Consider the following 19,974-nt stretch of genomic DNA (forward strand, 5'->3'; position numbering starts at 1 on the left):
TTTGTTATTTGTAGGAAAAACCGAAGTTAAACATCCGAAGAAGTGATTATCTATCGATAACGCTAGGATATAAACTCCTCTCAATACTTTGTAATTCGTTTATTTCAATAATAAATATAAGGGCGAAATCATGACAGACGTCATCCGTGACTTCTTTAAAATGGAATCTGCTGGCGGCATCATACTAGTCATCGCTGCGGCGATCGCAATGTTTGTAGCAAACTCACCACTGAACGAAATGTACCAAGGTGTACTTCACAGTTACGTTCTTGGTATGTCGGTATCTCACTGGATTAACGATGGCTTAATGGCTGTCTTCTTCCTTCTAATCGGCTTAGAAGTTAAGCGCGAACTTTTAGAAGGCGCATTAAAGTCTAAAGAGACGGCAATCTTCCCTGCTATCGCAGCGGTGGGCGGTATGCTAGCTCCTGCACTTATTTACGTGCTATTCAATTCAAGTAACCCTGAAGCGCTTCAAGGTTGGGCTATCCCAGCAGCAACGGATATCGCATTCGCATTGGGTATTATGGCGCTTCTTGGTAACCGTGTACCGGTAAGCTTGAAAGTATTCCTACTCGCGCTGGCAATTATCGATGACTTAGGTGTTGTTGTTATCATTGCACTGTTCTACTCAGGTGATCTATCGACGCTTGCACTTACCGTTGGCTTTATCGCAACGGGTGTGCTGTTCATGCTAAACAATAAGCGTGTGACTAAACTGAGTGTTTACCTTGTTGTTGGTGCCATTCTGTGGTTCGCAGTATTGAAATCAGGTGTTCATGCAACATTGGCAGGTGTAGTCATTGGTTTTGCTATCCCACTGAAAGGTAATAAAGGGGAGCGCTCTCCGCTGAAACACCTAGAGCATGCATTACACCCATACGTAGCGTTTGCAATTTTGCCAATCTTCGCATTTGCAAACGCCGGTATCTCACTGGAAGGCATCTCACTTTCAAACCTTACAGGCATGCTACCGCTTGGTATTGCGATGGGTCTGTTGGTCGGTAAGCCTCTGGGTATCTTCCTCTTCAGCTGGGGCGCGGTGAAAACGGGTATAGCTAAGCTTCCTGAAGGTGTGAACTTCATGAACATCTTCGCGGTATCGGTGCTGTGTGGTATCGGCTTTACGATGTCTATCTTTATTTCATCACTCGCATTTGGACCAACGAACGCCGATTTTGATACGCTCGCTCGATTAGGTATTCTGATGGGATCAACGACTGCGGCTATCTTAGGTTACTTCCTGCTAAGAACTTCACTACCGAAGACTAAGCGACAAGAAGTAAAGCTATAGTCGGTAACAGGCTCGACAAATAGTAAAAAGCCGTGATGGGTCACCCTATCGCGGCTTTATTGATCTTGTCGCTCAATTATCTTTGTAAGATGTCTGGCGACCTTCAAGTGACAATGTCACGCTATTTTTCTAGCGTGGTAAAAATGGTCCATTCTTCAACGATCTGTTCACTTAACCCAACAACGGTCGCTGTTACCTTACGGTTCAGCGCATGTGAAGTAGGGTCATCACCATCGTTTTCTAATCGTTCTTCACCATAGCCGACAATTCGCACGCGCTCTGGATCAATACCATTCGCAAGTAACTCGTCTTGAACATTGTTTGCTCGCTTTTTTGACAACTCTAAGTTGTATTCGTTGGAGCCCACTTTACTCGCGTAACCTTGGATTTCAATTGAAGCGCTTTTATAGGTTTCGAGGAACTCTGCCATGGTAGTGATTTGATCAGAAAAAATTGGATTCACTTCAAATGAGTCATGAGCAAAAAGTATTTTTAGTTGTCTAACTTCTTCTGCACGAATGGTTTCGCCACAGCCATCATTGTCGACTTGTGACGCTTCAGGCGTTCCTGGGCAGGTATCACGCGCGTTGACCACGCCATCTTTGTCATCATCTTGAAGATCTGCAATCTGTTCTGCTTCAGGTGTTTCGATATAAGCCTCTTCCTGCTGGCTTGAACAGGCAAACAAAGTCATTGTTAATACGGGAAGTAATAAGTAGGTTATTTTCATCATTAATACTCCACGGCCGTGGTCCACTCTTCTGGAATATCGACCAGTAGAGCATTCAATAAAGAACCCGTTGCGTTCATCACACGGTATTTCGCGTACTGCTCAGAGTAATGAGCATCGAGGTAATCTTTACGGGCTTCAAATAGTTCGTTTTCAGTGTTGAGCAAGTCAAGCAGAGTCCGTTTGCCTATTCGGTATTGTTTTTCATAAGCGATAACGGTCTCTGACGCTGAATCAACATGATCAGATAAGAAGTTCTTTTGTTGTAACGTTAGATCCAATGCACTCCATGAGAGACGAAGACCTTCTTCCACTTGGCGATAAGCACGATCTCTCAAATCTTTTGCCTTATTCAGTTGGTAAGCCGCGGCTTCCGAGTTAGCACTGTCGGTACCACCGTTATACAAGTTATATCGCATTCTTAACATTGCGAGCGTTTCTTGACTAGAGCCTTCATCACCGCCCGCGTCGTCACGCCATGATTGAGATGCTTCAAAGGAGAAAGTAGGGTAATTCACCCCTTTAGATTGCTTGTATTGAAAGTGCGCGGCATCAACATCTGCAGACGCCACTTTTATGACCGGGTGATTGTCCAGAGCATCAATAATGGCATCTGTTAATGATAAGGGAATCATTGCAATATCGGCTCTCGGGTATATTAGTCCGAGTGGTTCTTGACCAACCACTCGTCTAAATTGGGTGTGAGTATCGATCAAATTATTCTGTGCGGCCAATAAGTTACCGTGAGCTTTTGCTATCCTTGCTTCAACTTGTGATACATCGGCGGTTGATCCGATACCTGAAACAGCGCGCTTTTTGATGTCTTTATAGATTTTTTTATGCACAGCTAGGTTGCTTTCCGAGAGGGCTAAAATCTCTGTTGCTTTTACTGCATCTAAATAGATTTGGGTAACTTCTAGCGCTTTGTCTTCGGCATCTGCTATCAATTGCAAACGAACCGATTCGGCTTCTGCTGCTGTACGATCCATATCGTTTAGAGTCGATGATCCATCCCACAGTAGTTGAGTTAGGGATAGGGTTGCTTCCTTTCTGGTGAGGTCGGTGTCGGGGCCATTGTTGGGGGCGGGATTTATCCCTTCATAACCAATCCCCGCATCTAGGTCGATACTGGGTCTGTAAGCTCCGCCAGCGGCATCATTTCGACTTCGTACACTCACATATTCGTTAAAGATACTTTTTATCTCAGGGTTTGTTGCTAGCGTGATAGCAACAGCCTGCTCCAAAGTTTGGGCTGAAACGGGTGTGATGGCTATGCAGCAGCTTAAAACTGACAACTTAAACAATCTCAAAGTAGTTCTCCTTCCACTTATAGTCGCTTTCTCAAGGATAAGAGCAATGAGTGATAAATGATTAACCTTGTTAAACGAAGCTTAGGACATATGTTAGGAAAATGAGAAATTTGTTGTTTTTTTTTCAACGTAAGTCGCTATTGCGATTGATTAATTTAAACCGCATCAAATTTCCACACGATTAATGAGTTGATTGTCAATAGCGTAGCGACTAGATTTACTGTAGGAAATAGCCACAGCGCAGAGTGGGATTGGTTCGCGTTTGGCATGTTCTGGGCAGAAGTGGGAATATGGATATGGGAAATATCAACCTTAATATACTCGGTCTTGCTAGCGGGAGTGTAGTACTCGACGCTCAGGGTCAAGTTAGACGTTTGTCTTTGGGCGAACAACCAACTGCTAGCGACGTCATTATCAGCGTGGGGACGAGCGAAGAGAGTTTGCCAAGTGTATCTGCACGTTTTGTCGATAACCAGGGACAACAAAATGTGCTAGAGACTGATGATGCGATCGCTCAAGTTCAGCGTGCAATTGAAGAAGGGTTTGATCCGACGGAATTAGGAGAAGAATTTGATACTGCAGCGGGTGAGCAAGGATCAAGCTTGACCAACAGCGGTAGGATTGAACGTACGGGAGCTGAAACTCAAGCTGCCACAAATTTTGAAACTGACGGGTTCGAGTCTCAAGGATTGTCCGAAACTCAAAGCCTTGCTCTTTTTGATATCATCGCTTTTGCGCTTATTTCTGGTGAAGCGAACGTTATTGAGTTTGAGCTAGATGAACCCATTGAAACTGGAGGCGCTTTAACGAGTGATGATCCGGATGTTACTTTCGTCGCCAAGGATGTGGAAGGAGAGAATGGATTGGGAACCTTTGTCGTCAACGAGGATGGAACGTGGGCCTTTGTTGCCAACAGTCCGTTTGATGAACTTGCCAGCGGTGAACAAATTCAAGATACGACGACAGTACAAACTTCCGATGGAGGCGAACAAGTCATCACAGTCACGATAATTGGTACTGATGATGCAGCTGTCGCGACTGATGACTCGGGCAGTGTAACTGAGGACGTTGATGTAGATGAAGTCACCAATCAATTAGTGACGTCTGGTCAGATCGTGATTACAGATATAGACAATGACACACCTACCTTTTCAGATGACGGCGAGTTTAACCTGATAGGTTCAACAAACGACTCACAGCTGGGCGTATTGAGCATCGCCCCCGATGGTGCTTGGACTTACGTAGTCAACAACGATGATGTTCAGTACTTAGATGACGATGAATTCGTTACTGAGGTTTATACCGTGACGGCCAGTGACGGTACTACGAGTGAAGTGACCATTACTATTAACGGTGCCGACGACCCCTCGGATATAACCGTAGGTGAAGGTGATTCAGACACTGGTGAAGTGACTGAGGATGTCGACGTTGCTCCTGAGAGTAACGACTTGATGGCGACGGGAACATTGACGATCACCGATGTTGATGCCAATGATGTCGCGGCTTTTGAGCCCAATGGAACGTTTAATCCAGAAGGCTCAACCAATGAGACCGCGTTGGGTATGTTGACGATTACCGACGATGGCGAATGGACGTATGTCGTAGATAACGATGATGTTCAATATCTTGATGACGATGAGTTTGTCACCGAGGTTTACACGGTTACTGCGATTGACGGAACCACAAGTGAAGTGACCATCACCATCAACGGTGCCGATGATCCGTCTGAGATCACCGTTGGTGAAGGGGACTCTGACACGGGAGAGGTGACGGAAGATGTCGATGTCGATCCGGAGAGTAATGACTTGATGGCGACGGGAACACTGACGATTACTGATGTCGACACGAGTGACATGCCCGCCTTTAAACCTAATGGTGTGTTTACCCCTATTGGGTCTACTTATGCACTTGCTTTGGGTATGTTAACGATTACTCCAGAGGGTGCATGGAGCTATGTCGTTGATAACGATGCGGTTCAATACTTGAATGATGATGACACGGTTATTGAAAGATATGTGGTAACCGCGATTGATGGTGTAGAGCATGTTATCGAGATAACAATCAATGGTGTCAATGACGCGCCTCAAGCGACCAGCTTTACGGTCGTCAATGATGAAGACGCGATCATACCTATCCTCTTCGATTCTGAAGATGGCGGCATGCCAGATTACATCTCGGATATAGAAGATGACCATGACGACATTCCACTTAATATTCGAATCGAAAGTTTGCCAACCAACGGCAGCCTTTTGTATACCGACGAAAATGGCGTCACGAGAGAAATTGTACAGTCTGATGTTGATAGCGGTGAGTTGTTTGTTCCGAACAATATCAGTTTTGTCGCTGGGTCTGGAGAGATGTTTGAAATGGGCTTTAGTGGTGATCCGGAGGATATGCCAGAGCTTGTTGATGGTTTCTATAATTGGGGGGTAGCAGTTTCACCAACAGAGAGGCTTATTACGCTCAATAACGGCAATACAATTACAGTAACGATTGAAGACAACAATAATAAACCGTTGAAACAGTATCAAGGTGAACAATCTCATGTTGGTTTTGGGATAGGGGATACCGATGGTAGAGGTATGAACAAGCAGGAGACCTTGATCCTCGACTTTACCAATAATCCATTAGAGATTGTTGATTTTGGTTTAGACGGTTTGGGTGGCTCATTTAACACTGATAGTAATGTTTATGTTGAAGTGCTCTATACCTTTGCTGATGGCACGACTCAGACTGAGCAATATCAAAAAGATCCAGGGGATACTGGGAATAGCCAAATTCTGTATGATTTTAGTTATTCATCACCAGACAATCCGATTGTTGGGATGGCGCTGTCATCGACAGGGGGCAGTTGGGAGTTACGCTATGTTCAAGGTAACGAGGCGGTAACTGAAGACCCGCAGTTTGATTATGTCGCGGTCGACTCTAATGGTGCAGAAAGCACGGTAGAGACGGTCACCATCGATATCGAAGATCCGCAGCAATACAACGTTATTAGTGCGGCGAGTAATGACCCCTTGTATGCCGAGTCCGGTAACGATCTGTTTATTGGTGACAGCGGAGATAACATTTTCATTTGGCTAGACTCTGCGCTCGATAATAGCACCGATATTGTTAAAGATTTTGAGCTTTACGTGAATAGTTCTGGGGATCTCATTGATCTCAGTGATTTGCTCGAAGACCCTCAAGATGAGACTCAAATGGCAGCGTTACTTGATTCGATAGAGGTCACTGTCGATGGAGAAGATATTTCGTTGTCGATTCCAATCAATGGAGGGGATGATGTCCAAACTATCGTTGTTGAGGGGATTGCAACCGAACTGGGTGGTTCGATTGACCTAGGTAATGACCTGGCTGTGCTGGGAGAACTGATCAAAAATGATGCTGCTTAAGTAGATAACGTGAACGGTTCTAATGCCTACGTAAGAAAAGCCCACATCTGGACTGGCCCTCAATGGTTGGACAACCAATTCTTGGGGGCTTTTTTTGTGGCGAGATTTAGGCAAAGAAAAGGTATCGGAATCACGGATAAAAAAAAAGCCCAAACCAATTCGGTTTGGGCGGATACAAGTATAGGAGTTAACAAGGAAAATGCAGTGGTGAGAGAGCAGGGAAGAGACAAGTTTGACGGCCTGTTAAACTTCGAAATACTCTGCTTTCTACTTAATTTATGACTCTCCATTTCTATTTCAGTTCCAATAAAATTCATTAATTTTTCGTTTTTTTGTAAACACTCATTGATTCAATTGGTTAGCACCAAATTCACCTGACTGGTACGACCAATCTGCGAAAATGTGATGTTGCTTTCTTGTTAAATAAATGTGTCAATAGTATATTTCAAACAGTTGTTTAATACGAGTGATTGAAATGGCACCGAGAAGCACCACCAAAGACAAAATCTTAGACGTGGCTGAAAGTTTATTTGCTGAGCACGGTTTTAATGACACCTCATTACGTACTATTACGAGTAAAGCCAATGTCAACTTAGCTTCAGTGAACTATCACTTCGGTGATAAGAAGACTCTGGTTCGTGCAGTACTCAATCGATACTTAGAAGCATTCATGCCGGCACTTCAAGATGCCTTAGTGAACTTAAACTTAAATGAAACGTATTCTATGAGTGACGTGTTTGAGTCTTTAAGGCAACCGCTAAGAGCACTGAATGATGTTAGACCCAATGGTACGAGTCGCTTCATGTTGCTTATTGGTCGTGGTTATACCGATGTACAAGGTCACTTGCGTTGGTTCATCACTACTCGTTATAGCGAAGTACTTTCTCTGTTTACGACGTCCGTAATCAAAGCGAATCCAAGTCTCACTCAAGAACAGTTATTTTGGCGATTACACTTCACCCTAGGGGCTTGTGTATTCACCATGGCATCCAGTCAAGCTCTGGTCGAAATTGCAGAGAGTGACTATGACAGAAAGATAGAAGCCAAGGCTGTGGTCGATATTCTTATCCCATATTTAGCCGCTGGCATGTCAGCTGAAGAATAAAACAATAAAAAGCGAAACATTCACAACCAATATAGTGAACAAAAGGATCTGAACTATGAGCTCTCTACGACAAAAATGGGTAAGTGACCCAGCTTTTAAACTCTTTAAAAAAGTACTACCGCCACTATCAAGCACCGAGAAAGAAGCGATGGAAGCGGGTAGCGTGTGGTGGGATGGAGAGCTGTTTTCTGGTAAACCAGATTTTTCTAAGCTGCATCAATATCCGAAACCTCAGCTGACGACCGAAGAGCAATCGTTCATGGATAATGAACTTGAAACTCTGCTCGCGATGCTTGATGACCACAAAATTGTCAAAGAAGACCGAGATCTTCCAAAGGAAGTTTGGGATTTTTTACGCAAAGAACGTTTCTTCTCGCTCATTATTGCGAAAGAGTACGGCGGTCGTGAATTCTCAGCGCATGCAAACTCTACCATCGTAACCAAGATTGCGACGCGTAGTATCAGTACCGCAGTGTCGGTTATGGTTCCAAACTCTCTTGGCCCGGGTGAGTTACTGTCTCACTATGGTACGCAAGATCAAAAAGACTATTGGCTGCCTCGTTTAGCTGACGGTACTGATATCCCATGTTTTGCGCTAACTGGCCCAGAAGCCGGTTCTGATGCGGGTGGTATTCCTGATGTCGGTACGGTGTGTATGGGGATGCATGAAGGCAAAGAGACACTAGGTATTAAGCTTAACTGGAACAAGCGTTACATCACGTTAGCGCCCGTAGCAACGGTATTGGGGTTGGCCTTCAAACTGCACGATCCAGAACATTTGCTGGGTGGTAAAGAAGACATTGGTATTACTTGTGCGCTTATCCCTGCAAACCATGAAGGTGTTGTGATTGGTGAGCGTCATGATCCACTTGGTCTTGCATTTATGAATGGTCCTACACGTGGCCACGACGTATTTATTCCTATGGAGTGGCTAATCGGTGGCGCAGATTACGCAGGTAAAGGCTGGCGTATGCTGGTGGAATGTCTGTCTGCAGGCCGTGGTATCTCATTACCAGCACTGGGTACGGCTATGGGCCACCTAACAGCGAAAACAACGGGAGCGTACGCTTACGTTCGTAAGCAATTCGGCATGTCGATAGGTAAATTTGAAGGTGTTGCTGAGAGCCTAGGCCGTATTGGTGGCTTAACGTATCTACTAGAAGCGACTCGCACATTGACGACGACATCGTTAGATATGAAAGAGAAGCCGGGAATCATCACCGCTATCGCTAAATACCACATGACAGAGATGGCGCGTACTATTCTCAATGACTCAATGGATATCCATTCAGGTCGTGCAATCCAAGATGGTCCGATGAACTATTTGGCTGCGCCTTACCTCGGTATCCCGGTTGCAATTACAGTCGAAGGTGCGAACATTCTGACCCGTAACCTGATGATCTTTGGTCAAGGTGCGACACGTTGTCACCCATACGTGTTAAGTGAAATGGAAGCAGCAGCAAACCCAGATGAGAAGCAAGGAGCGAAAGATTTTGATAACTTGTTATTCAAGCACATTTCTCATGCTACTAAGAACACATTCGGCGCGTTCGGTGCGGCACTAACAGGTTCTAAGTTCATTAAAGCCGACATGAGTGGCCCGACAAAACCTTACTACCAAGATCTTACTCGTTTGAGTCGTGGTCTTGCAGTAAGTGCGGATTTTGCAATGCTAACGCTAGGCGGTGAGTTGAAACGGAAAGAGCTTATTTCTGCTCGTTTGGGGGATGGCTTAAGTTACCTGTATATGGCGTCTGCTGCGCTTAAGAAATATGAAGACGAAGGTCGTCAGCACGCTGACTTAGACTACGTACACTACGCCGTTCAACACTGTTTCTATCACGCGGCCAAATCGCTACAAGAAGCGTACAGAAACTTCCCAAATAAGATGGTAGGGAAAGTACTGAAAGGGCTAGTCTTCCCTGTTGGTAACCACTTCGAGAAACCAAGTGATAACCTAACGGTACAGTTGGCTGAAAGCTTGATGACTCCCGGGGCGCACCGTGAGCGTCTGACGCATCTTTGCTATATTGGCAAGGAAGAGGATGATAGTGTTGGCCTGATGGAGAACGCATTCAATGCGATGTACAGCATTAAACCGCTAGAGCGTAAGATCTTTAAAGCGGTGAAAGAGGGTAAAGTCGCGCGTAAAGGCTTGTTAGCTGATAAACTGGCTCAAGCGCTTGCTACTGATGTGCTGACACAAGAAGAAGTCGACCAAATTATGGCTGCTGATAAACTGCGCTACGCAGCGATTCAAGTTGACCACTTCAGTCATGACTATAGTGAAACTTTGACGCGAAAAGAGTTAAAACCTAAGCTAAATAGCGTTGCTTAGATAAATCGTTTATAAAGGGCACCTAATCAGGTGCCTTTTTCGTTTTTGGCGTTCAGTCACAAAAGATATGTTAATAAATGGTGGCTGAGTCAGCAAATATCAGTTTAGTGCTCCAACCACTTGCGTTTTCACCATATTTTTACAGAAATTAGATGCCATTTGCGTACGAAACTTTTATCCTTACCCTGATTTTTTAAGGAAGTTGAATATGATCATCAAACCTCGAATTCGCGGATTCATCTGTACGACAACACATCCAGTCGGTTGTGAAGCTAATGTAAAAGAACAAATTGCTTACACAAAAGCTCAAGGCCCAATCGCAAACGCACCTAAACGTGTCCTCGTTGTTGGCTCTTCAAGTGGCTACGGCTTGTCTTCACGTATTGCGGCTGCATTTGGTGGCGGCGCTTCAACGATCGGTGTTTTCTTTGAGAAAGCCGGTACTGAGAAAAAGCCGGGCACAGCTGGCTTTTACAACTCAGCAGCGTTCGACAAGCTAGCAAAAGAAGAAGGCCTGTATTCAAAAAGCCTGAACGGTGATGCTTTCTCTAACGAAGCAAAACAGAAAACGATTGACTTGATCAAAGAAGATCTAGGTCAAATCGATATGGTTGTGTACTCACTGGCGTCTCCAGTGCGTAAAATGCCAGAGACTGGCGAAGTGATTCGCTCTGCTCTAAAACCAATCGGTGAAACATACACATCAACCGCTGTTGATACCAACAAAGACTTGATCATTGAAGCAAGTGTTGAGCCTGCGTCTGAACAAGAGATCAAAGACACTGTGACGGTCATGGGCGGTGAAGATTGGGAACTTTGGATTAACGCTCTATCTGAGGCCGGCGTTTTAGCTGACGGTTGTAAGACTGTTGCTTACAGCTACATCGGTACGGAACTAACGTGGCCAATCTACTGGGATGGCGCACTAGGAAAAGCGAAGATGGATCTAGACCGTGCAGCATCAGCGCTTAACGAGAAACTAGGCCAAACTGGCGGTACTGCAAATGTGGCGGTTCTTAAGTCTGTTGTGACTCAAGCAAGCTCTGCAATCCCTGTTATGCCTCTTTACATCGCTATGGTGTTCAAGAAGATGCGTGAAGAAGGCATTCACGAAGGTTGTATGGAACAGATCTTCCGCATGTTTAGCCAACGTCTATACAAAGAAGATGGCAGCGCAGCAGAGGTTGATGAAGTGAACCGCCTACGTCTAGATGACTTAGAACTTCGCGAAGACATTCAGGATCACTGTCGTAACCTATGGCCTCAAATCACAACTGAAAACCTAAAAGAACTGACGGACTACGTAGAGTACAAAGAAGAGTTCTTAAAGCTATTCGGTTTCGGTGTTGAAGGGGTTGATTACGACGCTGAGGTTAACCCTGCCGTTGAATTTGATGTGGTTGATATCTAATTCGAACGATTGAATAAAAATGAATTAGGCGCTCATTGAGCGCCTATTTTTTTGCCTGTCGTTTGAGAAAAGAAGTATAAAGCTACGTGATGAGATAGAAGACTACCGGGTAATAAAAATGCACGAGTCCAAAGGTGGACTCGTGCATTCGAAATATCAAAGCAAGTTCTGCTTAAGCGTGGTTGAAACTAACCGATAATAATGATGAAGGTTCCGGCTAAGGTCATCAAGATATTGGCTATCGCATAAGTGCCAGCGTAACCGAGAGCTGGAATCGTTGAGCGAGCGTGGTCATTTACGATGTCCATCGCAGGAGCACAGGTTCGTGCGCCAATGATCGCACCAAATAATAGAGCACGGTTCATCTTCAGCACATAAGCGCCCACTAAATAAGCGAAGATAACGGGTAAAACACTTACAACTAGAGCAATACCGATCACCTGTGGGCCCACTTGGGTTATGTGTTCAAACATTTTGCCGCCGGCGCTTAAGCCAATGCCGACCATGAAGAACATTAAACCGAGGTCTTTGACCATGTTCAATGCACCTTGAGGAACGTAACCAAAGGTCGGGTGGTTGGCTCGTAAGAAGCCAAGCATGATCCCCGACAACAGAAGGCCAACAGCATTACCTAAACCAAATGAAACTTGACCGAATGTCATGGTGATCAAACCAAATAAAATACCCAGAATGAAGAAGCTACAGAACGCCATCAAGTCTGCCATTTGGCTGTGGATCGAGATGAAACCAATTTTTTCAGCTAAACCATGAACTCGGCTCTTTTCGCCACTGACTTGCAGTACATCTCCTTTAGAAAGCACGATGTTTAAGTCCATCGGCATCTCTATTTGAGCTCTTACTACACGGTTAAGGAAACAACCATACTCAGAAAGGTTTAAGTCTGAGAGGCGCTTACCTGCGATACTGTCGCTCTTAACGACGATCTCTTCTTCCACAATGCGTAGATCGAGAAGGTTGCGGTCAAAAACTTCTTTACCGTTACGGAAACTTGGGTCAAGACGTGCGTGACTGTCTGGAAAACCGACTAAAGCAATCTCGTCACCTTCTTGCAGAATCGCATCACCATCGGGGTGGGCAAGAATGCCGTTACGACGAATACGTTCAATGTAACAACCAGTTTGGCGATAGATCCCTAATTCACGCAAGTTCTTACCGTCGGTCCAAGAGATAAGTTCTTGACCCACACGATAAGCTCGGATGATTGGAAGATAGACCTTACGTTGCCCTGATGCTCCAAGCCCTCGTTCTTGAGCAATTTGCTCTGCTGAGTCATGCAAGTTGACCTTTTGAAGCTTTGGAATAAGGCGGGCAAACAGAATCATACTGATTAAGCCAACTAAGTAAGCCATGGCATAGCCAACAGAGAGGTTTTCGATGATCTGGCCTAAATCCATATTTCTAGGTAATTCAGCAAGCCCAGAGTTAAGCGCATCTTGAGCGCCAACCAATATTGGTGTTGCCGTTAACGCCCCTGCCATCATGCCTGCGGATAAGCCAAATCCTAACCCAAGATAGTGACTACTGAAATAAGTCAAAGCGGTAGCAGTAGAAAGAACCACAAGGCTAAGAATAAGATAGTGCTTGCCGTCTCTGAAGAAAATGCCGAAGAAGTTTGGCCCAGCTTCAATACCGACACAGTAGATAAACAGCATAAAGCCTATAGTGAGACCATCTGCATTAAAAGAGAAGCCAAGGTGGCCCATTATAAGGGAAGTAATCAGAACACCGATTGAGTTACCCAGTTGGAGGCTACCGAAACGAATTTTACCAATGGCTAAACCAATCGATAAAACAACAAAGATAAGAAGGATAGGATTTTGCTCTAGCAGTAAAACAACGTCGATATTCACAGTGGTCGCTCAATAATTGGCGTGAAACACAGGGTAAGTTTGGGAGGTGAATTGTATCTAAATATAAATAAATTATAAGCGATATTTTGCTAATTTACTTGATTTTAACCTTATTCTTATTCCACATGAAAATGGGTCATAAAAAAAGCTCGCTATCGTGAGCGAGCTTTCTATCAATCGTACACTCTAACACCTAAATGGGTTAGCGATTTAAGGCCTAAGCCTCGATTCTAATTTGAGAAATCCTAGTTTAGTCGAACAGCCCTAGGTTCTCTTTTGCGTATGCTTCAAACTCAGTGCAACCACCGATGTGATCTTGATCGATGAAGATTTGTGGTACTGTGTCTACAGGCTTACCTACCGTTTTCTCTAGGTCAGCTTTGCTGATGCCTTCAGCGTGAATATCAACGTAACGGTAGTTGAAGTCATCGCGTTTCGCTTTAAGAGTTTCAGCATGCTCTTTTGCACGAACACAGAATGGGCAACCAGGGCGACCAAAAATAACTACAAACATTTCATTTCTCCTAAATACGGGATGAGGCTCGTTAACTCGATTAGGTTAACTATTCTTTAGTGAATGCCACTCAACATTTCATAAAACCAACTATGCCTCAATGCCATGGGGAAATAAAGATGGAATTGCCTCTTAATACAATAGGTTTGGTCTATCAGAGCAAATTATAGTCACACAGAGGTGCCGGTTGTTTTCTCGTGCTTCTTTAATTTGAGACACCATATAGACAATAGTGCTGAAGTGGTGGGGTTCAAGATCTTACGGTGAAATTAAGCTTCCGATTATTCACTCTCTATCGCTGATAATCACGTTCTTGAAAGCGTATTCGTTGAGCCGCTCATTTTCTAAATACAAAAAAACGGAGCGTAGGGCTCCGTTTGTTATTCAACTCGTGTCTCGTTTACATCTTACCAAGATTAGAACTGAGAATATTTCTCGTAACGTGAATCACGAAGTGACTCTTTCACACGCTTTAGATTTTCTCTGAAACCAGAACCACGACGCAGAGTAAAGCCAGTCGCTAACACATCAATAACGGTCATTTGAACCACGCGACTTGCCATAGGCATATACACGTCAGTGTCTTCTGGTACATCTAGAGATATTGAGAGAGAGCTTGCTTTATCTAGTGGTGAATCCTTTGCGGTGATAGCGATAACAGTAGCACCATTTTCACGAGCTAAGTTCGCAATCTCAACTTGGCTTTTGGTTCGGCCAGTATGAGAGATTAGAACGATAACATCGTTGTCACTGCAGTTAATACAGCTCATTCGTTGCATCACAATATCTTCAAAACACGAGATTGGGATGTTAAAACGAATAAATTTGTTTTGAGCGTCTTTTGCTACTGCAGAAGATGCGCCTAAACCAAAGAACGAAATGCGTTTAGCTTGAGTCAGTAAATCAACAGCTCGATTTACTTGCATAGCGTCTAGACTGTTTTTCGCAACGTCCAGACAAGCCATCGTTGATTCGAAAATCTTATGGGTATAAGCATCAGGGCCATCATCTTCTTCAACATTACGGTTAACGTAAGGAGTACCGTTGGCCAAACTTTGAGCCAAATGAAGTTTGAAGTCTGGGAAGCCCTTCGTGTCTAAACGACGACAGAAGCGGTTAACGGTAGGTTCACTTACGTCAGCCATTTTGGCTAGAGTCGCAATACTAGAATGAATGGCAGTTTGAGGCGAAGCCATGATGACTTCGGCTACCTTACGCTCAGACTTGCTGAAATTTTCCAGATTTTTTTGTATTTTTTCTAATGTATTCATAGTGTTCACAAGGGTATAGAGAACAACTTGCTAGTTAATATCTTTTGACCAGGGGGTATGGCTGAAACAAATATCAGTAAAACATGACTCAAGGTATTCTTTGCCATGTAAATACCGTTGCTTCAAATAGATATCAAGCTAACTAGCACCATAGAGTTAGTATAAACCTAACATACTCTTTACTAATACAAAAACAGGGCATGAATGCTTAAGAACATGACAAACTTCAACAAAATTTTGGAAAACTACAGAACTGGAAGAGGTTTTGTTCAAAAAGAAGGCAAATTGAGTGTGAACTGACAGCTTAGTTACATCAAAAAGAAAGAAATTTTCAATTTGATGCAACTAAAGTTGAATGGTTAGGCATTGATTTTCTCGACCAGTTGCGTGATTTTACTCATCAGATTTGGTGCAAGAGTTGAGATTTCACGCTGCTCTTCAAGTACAGAAGAAAGAATGTCATTGCCCGTTAATGGGTTTGCTAACACCACACGGAAAACGATGATTGGTTGTTGTGTCCAAACTTCAGGATTCAAACGAGTTCGTGAAACAAAAGAGCGCCCCGTTTCGCGTTGTTTTTTTTGAATGAATTTGGTGAGCTCGTTCAACAGTTCATTAAGCTCTACACGATCTTTCATGTTGGCTTTCAAAAGAGCGGCTTTAACTGGCTCGGGAACGTAGCGGTAAGTTAACAGACAAAGCTCAGGTTCTGAGACCAGCTCAAAATCACGTTGTCGTTTAATCAGATCAGCAAAATAGCGCGCTTTGTTGATGCTTTGGTCAATCAGCAGTTCATAGCCTGGACGGCTGATAATATGCATAGAGGCATAAACAAGCATGGCCATGCCGGAACGAGAGCCTTCTAAAGTGTGACTACCCAAATCTTTAGAACCCTTACGCAAAATATATTGAGCGTGATGTTCGATGGCTGTCATCGCATCTGGATTTTTAAACAAAACCATGCCCGCACCCATAGGGATATAAAGCTGTTTATGCGCATCAATCGTGACAGAGTCGGCGAGCTCAATACCATCGAGTAGGTGACGGTGGTTGTTCGACATCAGCGTTGCGCCGCCCCAAGCGGCATCCACATGGAAGTGACAATCTGACTCGGCACATATTTTAGCAATATCCTTTAGTGGATCGATATTACCCGTTTCTGTTGTACCAGCCACGCCAATAACTGCGAAAGGTTTGATCTTGTTCTGTTTAAGTTGGTCTATCTTAAGTCGCAGATCGTCGGTGCAAATGCGGTTGTTATTATCTGTTTTAACCGATACGAGGCCGTCTTGACCTATTCCAAGTACATCAGCGGCTTTTTTTAGAGAGTAGTGGCCACGTTCAGAGACTAAGATGGCAAGGCCTTCATAGTCATAGTGCTTCATGGCTTTAAATAACCCTTCTTTCTCGACGCCTTTAAATGACCCTTGTGCTTTGAGTGCGTTGTTACGTGCGACCCAAAGTGCGGTGATATTTGCAATGGTACCGCCAGAACAAAATGCACCTAAAGAGTGATTTGCGCTGTGCATCCAACGCGAATAAAACGCGTCGTTATCTTGATAAATCAAGCGGTGAAGCATACCTAGGACTTGACGTTCTAGTGGGGTGAAGGCTTTCGATGTCTCGATTTTTACTAGATTTTGATTCAACGCAATCATAATTTTAGAGAGCGGCATCAAGAAATATGGAAGGGCAGACGTCATATGACCAATAAAGCTTGGCGATGATGTATGTACCGAATGAGATACGAGAGAATCGAGAAGATGCTCAGTATGTTTAGAAACAAACTCAGGCTGCTCGGGGATATGAGCATTTGAAAAATCTTTCTCAATGTCACGAAGCGGCTTTTCTTCAGCCACAATGTGTTCACGTAAGAATTGATTTAGGTTTCGTGAAAGTTTGTCTTCAATTTGAGTGAGTGTTGAATCTGGGCCTTCAGGTACCGTGAAGATACGTAAAAGACTGTCGAAGCTAACATCTGCTGTTTTTTGTTCCGTAACCATAGCAAGCGAGTTATTTTTTTTTATTGACGCGAGCGAGACAATCTAAACGAAAACGGGAACAATGTCCCGTCTTAATTACGAAATCCGACGTCTCAAATGACCTAACAAATGAGGGGCTATTGGCATTTGATCGCTTCAAGTTTCGTCATCGACTGGTTGTAGCGTTGCAACGCTGTGTCGATTTGCTTCGGATGACTGAGTAGTTCTGCAAAGGCTGAACGTAGCTCATAGTTTTGTTCATGAGGTGTTGATTGACGGTCGTCAAACGTTGTTTTTGCTATTTTGCCAAGCTCGTCATCTCGTATTGAGAGCACTTTAATATCGTGTTGTTCTAGTTGTAACCAACCTTCTATCGGCTGCTCAGTGGCCACCTTACTCGGATCGTTGACGAGGTAGTAATGTACCGCTGCACGGTTGAGTTCAAAGTGATGCTTGCGACCTTCTAGAAACCACTCACTGACCTCTGTTAACTGCGGGTATTGCTGAGAGGTTAAAGTTGCAAGATCGGCATACCAATCTAAAGAAGCGTCGATGTATGCATCGTATTTTTTCGCTTGGCATTGATTGATTTCTGACATTGAATCTGCAGCAAAAGAGAAAGTAGAGGTTGAAGCTAGCAGCAATGCGACGCAAAGGCGTTTCATAGTGGTTCCTTTTGTAAGTTTATTCTTTTTAGAATGTTGTCGTTACAGAGTACCGTGAGCATTATTTGTTGAGCAATGACACTGACTGTTTTTGTGCTTAGGTAACTGTCTTTGTATCGTAGGTGTAGTGTTCGCGATTCATTCTAATCTAAAACAATCAACATTCCTGCGATCTAGTTAGCAAGAGATATAAAGAACAGCATCAAGATAGGAACCAGCAAACTTAATATAAAGCCACTGACAATGGCGATAGGGACGCATCGAACGCCGCCCGTAGTTTGGATGACGGGTAAGGTGAAGTCCATGGCTGTCGCGCCAGCATAACCAATCGAGGTGCATGGGTAGCGACGAATAAGGATTGGAATCAGCACTAAGGCCACCAACTCTCTAAGCAACTCTAGCATGAATGATGCACCGCCATAAACCGGTCCGAAAGCGTCCCCCATTAAGATTCCAGACAGTGAATACCAGCCAAACCCTGAAGACATCGCCAAGGCTTTGAACATCGAAATATCAAGTATATAAGCGGCGAGCACACCACCTAACATAGAAGTGATGATAATGGTGACTGCGATAACCATGCCGTGTTTGTTGAGTAAGATCTGACGAAGTGTCAGGCCGCTATTACGCAGTTGAATGCCGATAAAGAACAGCAGAATAAACAGGATCCACCCGCTTGCGGTATCAACCCAATCAAGGCTGATAGGCAGTATTAGACCAGCAATAAGACCAGACCCCACCACAAAGATCAGTTTGGCTGACTCCATTGCCATCGAAGAGAGTGGCAGCTTCTTTTGGCTACGGTCCGTTTTGAGTGGCAGTAGTTTATCGATTGTAGGAAGCGCGATTAGGTTACAAGCGCTTAAACAGACAAAGAAGGTGACGGTATAGAAAAGGATTGTCTGCAAATTACTGCTTAGGTTATCCAGTGCTGCTAAACTTAACCCCATCAGTGATAGAATTACGTAGATCAATCGCGACGTCGAACGGTTAATCAATTCCAGTGTCTGACTGTTTGACACAGAAAAAAGATACCCCACGACAAGTGGCGAAAATATAAAGATCATCCCTGTAAACATGCTTTCTCCATTGCATTTACTTCATGTTTTACTTATTGAGCAATTTAACGGTGACTTAGAAGCCGCTCGCGCTGATCACGTCGTTAAGTTTTGAGTTAAAGTCATGTTCACTCAAGTTACTTAATTGATAAAGGACTTCGGCACCCGTCACATTGAGTTCAACTTCGTGATCATCGATATTCTCGTCGTTATTTCTAAATAGGAGTAGGTGGTTTGCTATTCGTGCAATGTCTAAATAAGACACTTCGCGTTGCTCTTTTCTATTGATGGTATTGCTGCACACATCGATGAAGTCGCTATCGAAACCCCAACGATTGAGTACCAATTTACTGGTTGCAGAACATTGGCCCTGGAAGATTTGTAAGGCGATATCGTGGTCCAAATAATTGCCGTTTTTGGTATAGAGGTGGTATTCATTAACCAAACAGAACAGACCAATGTCAGCCAATAATCCCACGAGCAAAGACTTTTCGTGCTCAAGGTAGCGATACTCAATAGGGGAGAGCTCTTTGAAGCTGTTAGTCACCAGCACCATAGTAGCGCCAAGCCTTCTTGATACCGATGCACTTTGAGCTAATAACTGATTACACTCTTTGTTAAGGTCGATAGAATACTTGAGTTGCTCAATTGCTTGAGCCGTTACGATGTCGCGCACTCTTGATATACCAAGACGTGATACTGCCGTCATAACATCTACACAGGTAATGTTGCATCGATTAAAGACAACAGAGTTCGCAATACGAATCACGATAGCGGTAAGGCCTGGGTCCTCCAGTAAGCAATCTGCAATTTCGGCAATCCCTGTTGAATCTAAGGGACACAGCTTTTGAATTTTTAGAACAACCTCAGGAATGGGAGGAAGTGTAATTTTTCCTGCTGAGATAGAATGCCCAACAAGTTGAGCAAACTCTGATTCTAGACCCTTCAGGAGGAGAGCCTTATTTTGTGGTAGCCAGAAAAACGATAAATGATTCATATAAAAAGTAAAAACATGTATGTGTAGGCATTTTAC

General features: G+C 44.0%; 14 protein-coding genes. 5 read left to right on the forward strand and 9 right to left on the reverse strand.

The features are described from left to right. Positions 1-130: 130 nt before the first annotated feature. Entirely contained in the window at positions 131-1,294 is a 1,164-nt protein-coding gene (gene nhaA / locus L4B77_RS13540; protein ID WP_429751021.1) for a Na+/H+ antiporter NhaA, read from the forward strand. 121 nt (positions 1,295-1,415) lie between these two features. Here nhaA and L4B77_RS13545 read toward each other — a convergent pair whose 3' ends face one another. Next, positions 1,416-2,027: an OmpA family protein gene (locus L4B77_RS13545; protein WP_261839424.1), complete on the reverse strand. Its 612-nt coding sequence runs from the start codon at positions 2,025-2,027 to the stop codon at positions 1,416-1,418. Further along, positions 2,027-3,334, reverse strand: a complete 1,308-nt coding sequence (locus L4B77_RS13550) for a TolC family outer membrane protein (protein ID WP_429751024.1) — start codon at positions 3,332-3,334, stop codon at positions 2,027-2,029. Before L4B77_RS13550 ends, L4B77_RS13545 begins: the two co-directional genes overlap by 1 nt. Before the next feature lie 296 nt (positions 3,335-3,630). Here L4B77_RS13550 and L4B77_RS13555 point away from each other — a divergent pair, with 296 nt between their 5' ends. The 4 genes from L4B77_RS13555 (at position 3,631) to fabV (ending at position 11,580) form a co-directional block, all read left to right on the forward strand. Further along, the gene (locus L4B77_RS13555; RefSeq protein WP_429751026.1) at positions 3,631-6,726 is read left to right on the forward strand and encodes a VCBS domain-containing protein; all 3,096 of its coding nucleotides are present in this window, start codon (positions 3,631-3,633) and stop codon (positions 6,724-6,726) included. A gap of 475 nt (positions 6,727-7,201) precedes the next feature. After that, complete coding sequence (psrA, locus tag L4B77_RS13560) at positions 7,202-7,831, forward strand: TetR family transcriptional repressor PsrA (RefSeq protein ID WP_261839427.1); 630 nt, start codon at positions 7,202-7,204, stop codon at positions 7,829-7,831. A 55-nt stretch (positions 7,832-7,886) separates the two neighbouring features. Next, positions 7,887-10,169, forward strand: coding sequence for an acyl-CoA dehydrogenase (locus tag L4B77_RS13565; RefSeq protein WP_261839428.1), 2,283 nt, complete (start codon positions 7,887-7,889; stop codon positions 10,167-10,169). A 208-nt stretch (positions 10,170-10,377) separates the two neighbouring features. Then, a complete protein-coding gene (gene fabV / locus L4B77_RS13570; RefSeq protein ID WP_261839429.1) occupies positions 10,378-11,580 on the forward strand; it encodes an enoyl-ACP reductase FabV in 1,203 nt (400 codons plus the stop codon). Positions 11,581-11,768: 188 nt separating this feature from the next. On the opposite strand, the gene L4B77_RS13575 is transcribed toward fabV, so the two are convergent. The 7 genes from L4B77_RS13575 to L4B77_RS13605 all read right to left on the reverse strand — a co-directional run bounded on the left by L4B77_RS13575 (position 11,769) and on the right by L4B77_RS13605 (position 19,938). Beyond that, positions 11,769-13,451 carry an aspartate:alanine antiporter gene (locus L4B77_RS13575; protein ID WP_261839430.1) on the reverse strand — a complete coding sequence of 561 codons (1,683 nt, stop codon included), beginning with the start codon at positions 13,449-13,451 and terminating at the stop codon, positions 11,769-11,771. A 250-nt stretch (positions 13,452-13,701) separates the two neighbouring features. Beyond that, positions 13,702-13,965, reverse strand: coding sequence for a GrxA family glutaredoxin (locus tag L4B77_RS13580; protein ID WP_261839431.1), 264 nt, complete (start codon positions 13,963-13,965; stop codon positions 13,702-13,704). Between the two features lie 416 nt (positions 13,966-14,381). Then, complete coding sequence (locus L4B77_RS13585; RefSeq protein WP_261839432.1) at positions 14,382-15,236, reverse strand: MurR/RpiR family transcriptional regulator; 855 nt, start codon at positions 15,234-15,236, stop codon at positions 14,382-14,384. Positions 15,237-15,595: 359 nt separating this feature from the next. Continuing rightward, the gene (gene panP, locus L4B77_RS13590; protein ID WP_429751030.1) at positions 15,596-17,239 is read right to left on the reverse strand and encodes a pyridoxal-dependent aspartate 1-decarboxylase PanP; all 1,644 of its coding nucleotides are present in this window, start codon (positions 17,237-17,239) and stop codon (positions 15,596-15,598) included. 116 nt (positions 17,240-17,355) lie between these two features. Further along, on the reverse strand, positions 17,356-17,883 hold the full coding sequence (locus tag L4B77_RS13595) for a hypothetical protein (RefSeq protein ID WP_261839434.1): 528 nt from the start codon (positions 17,881-17,883) through the stop codon (positions 17,356-17,358). 173 nt (positions 17,884-18,056) lie between these two features. Continuing rightward, positions 18,057-18,962, reverse strand: coding sequence for a LysO family transporter (locus tag L4B77_RS13600; protein WP_261839435.1), 906 nt, complete (start codon positions 18,960-18,962; stop codon positions 18,057-18,059). Between the two features lie 55 nt (positions 18,963-19,017). Further along, complete coding sequence (locus tag L4B77_RS13605) at positions 19,018-19,938, reverse strand: HDOD domain-containing protein (RefSeq protein WP_261839436.1); 921 nt, start codon at positions 19,936-19,938, stop codon at positions 19,018-19,020. Between the last annotated feature and the right edge of the window lie 36 nt (positions 19,939-19,974).

It is taken from the genome of Vibrio minamisatsumaniensis (assembly GCF_050337445.1).
Lineage (GTDB): Bacteria > Pseudomonadota > Gammaproteobacteria > Enterobacterales > Vibrionaceae > Vibrio > Vibrio artabrorum.

Excerpts from the sequence above, each read along its gene's own strand:
- nhaA (WP_429751021.1), top strand. The coding sequence starts at position 131 with ATGACAGACGTCATCCGTGACTTCTTTAAAATGGAATCTGCTGGCGGC.
- L4B77_RS13545 (WP_261839424.1), bottom strand. The coding sequence starts at position 2,027 with ATGATGAAAATAACCTACTTATTACTTCCCGTATTAACAATGACTTTG.
- L4B77_RS13555 (WP_429751026.1), top strand. The coding sequence starts at position 3,631 with ATGGGAAATATCAACCTTAATATACTCGGTCTTGCTAGCGGGAGTGTA.
- psrA (WP_261839427.1), top strand. The coding sequence starts at position 7,202 with ATGGCACCGAGAAGCACCACCAAAGACAAAATCTTAGACGTGGCTGAA.
- L4B77_RS13565 (WP_261839428.1), top strand. The coding sequence starts at position 7,887 with ATGAGCTCTCTACGACAAAAATGGGTAAGTGACCCAGCTTTTAAACTC.
- fabV (WP_261839429.1), top strand. The coding sequence starts at position 10,378 with ATGATCATCAAACCTCGAATTCGCGGATTCATCTGTACGACAACACAT.
- L4B77_RS13580 (WP_261839431.1), bottom strand. The coding sequence starts at position 13,965 with ATGTTTGTAGTTATTTTTGGTCGCCCTGGTTGCCCATTCTGTGTTCGT.
- L4B77_RS13585 (WP_261839432.1), bottom strand. The coding sequence starts at position 15,236 with ATGAATACATTAGAAAAAATACAAAAAAATCTGGAAAATTTCAGCAAG.
- panP (WP_429751030.1), bottom strand. The coding sequence starts at position 17,239 with ATGGTTACGGAACAAAAAACAGCAGATGTTAGCTTCGACAGTCTTTTA.
- L4B77_RS13595 (WP_261839434.1), bottom strand. The coding sequence starts at position 17,883 with ATGAAACGCCTTTGCGTCGCATTGCTGCTAGCTTCAACCTCTACTTTC.
- L4B77_RS13600 (WP_261839435.1), bottom strand. The coding sequence starts at position 18,962 with ATGTTTACAGGGATGATCTTTATATTTTCGCCACTTGTCGTGGGGTAT.
- L4B77_RS13605 (WP_261839436.1), bottom strand. The coding sequence starts at position 19,938 with ATGAATCATTTATCGTTTTTCTGGCTACCACAAAATAAGGCTCTCCTC.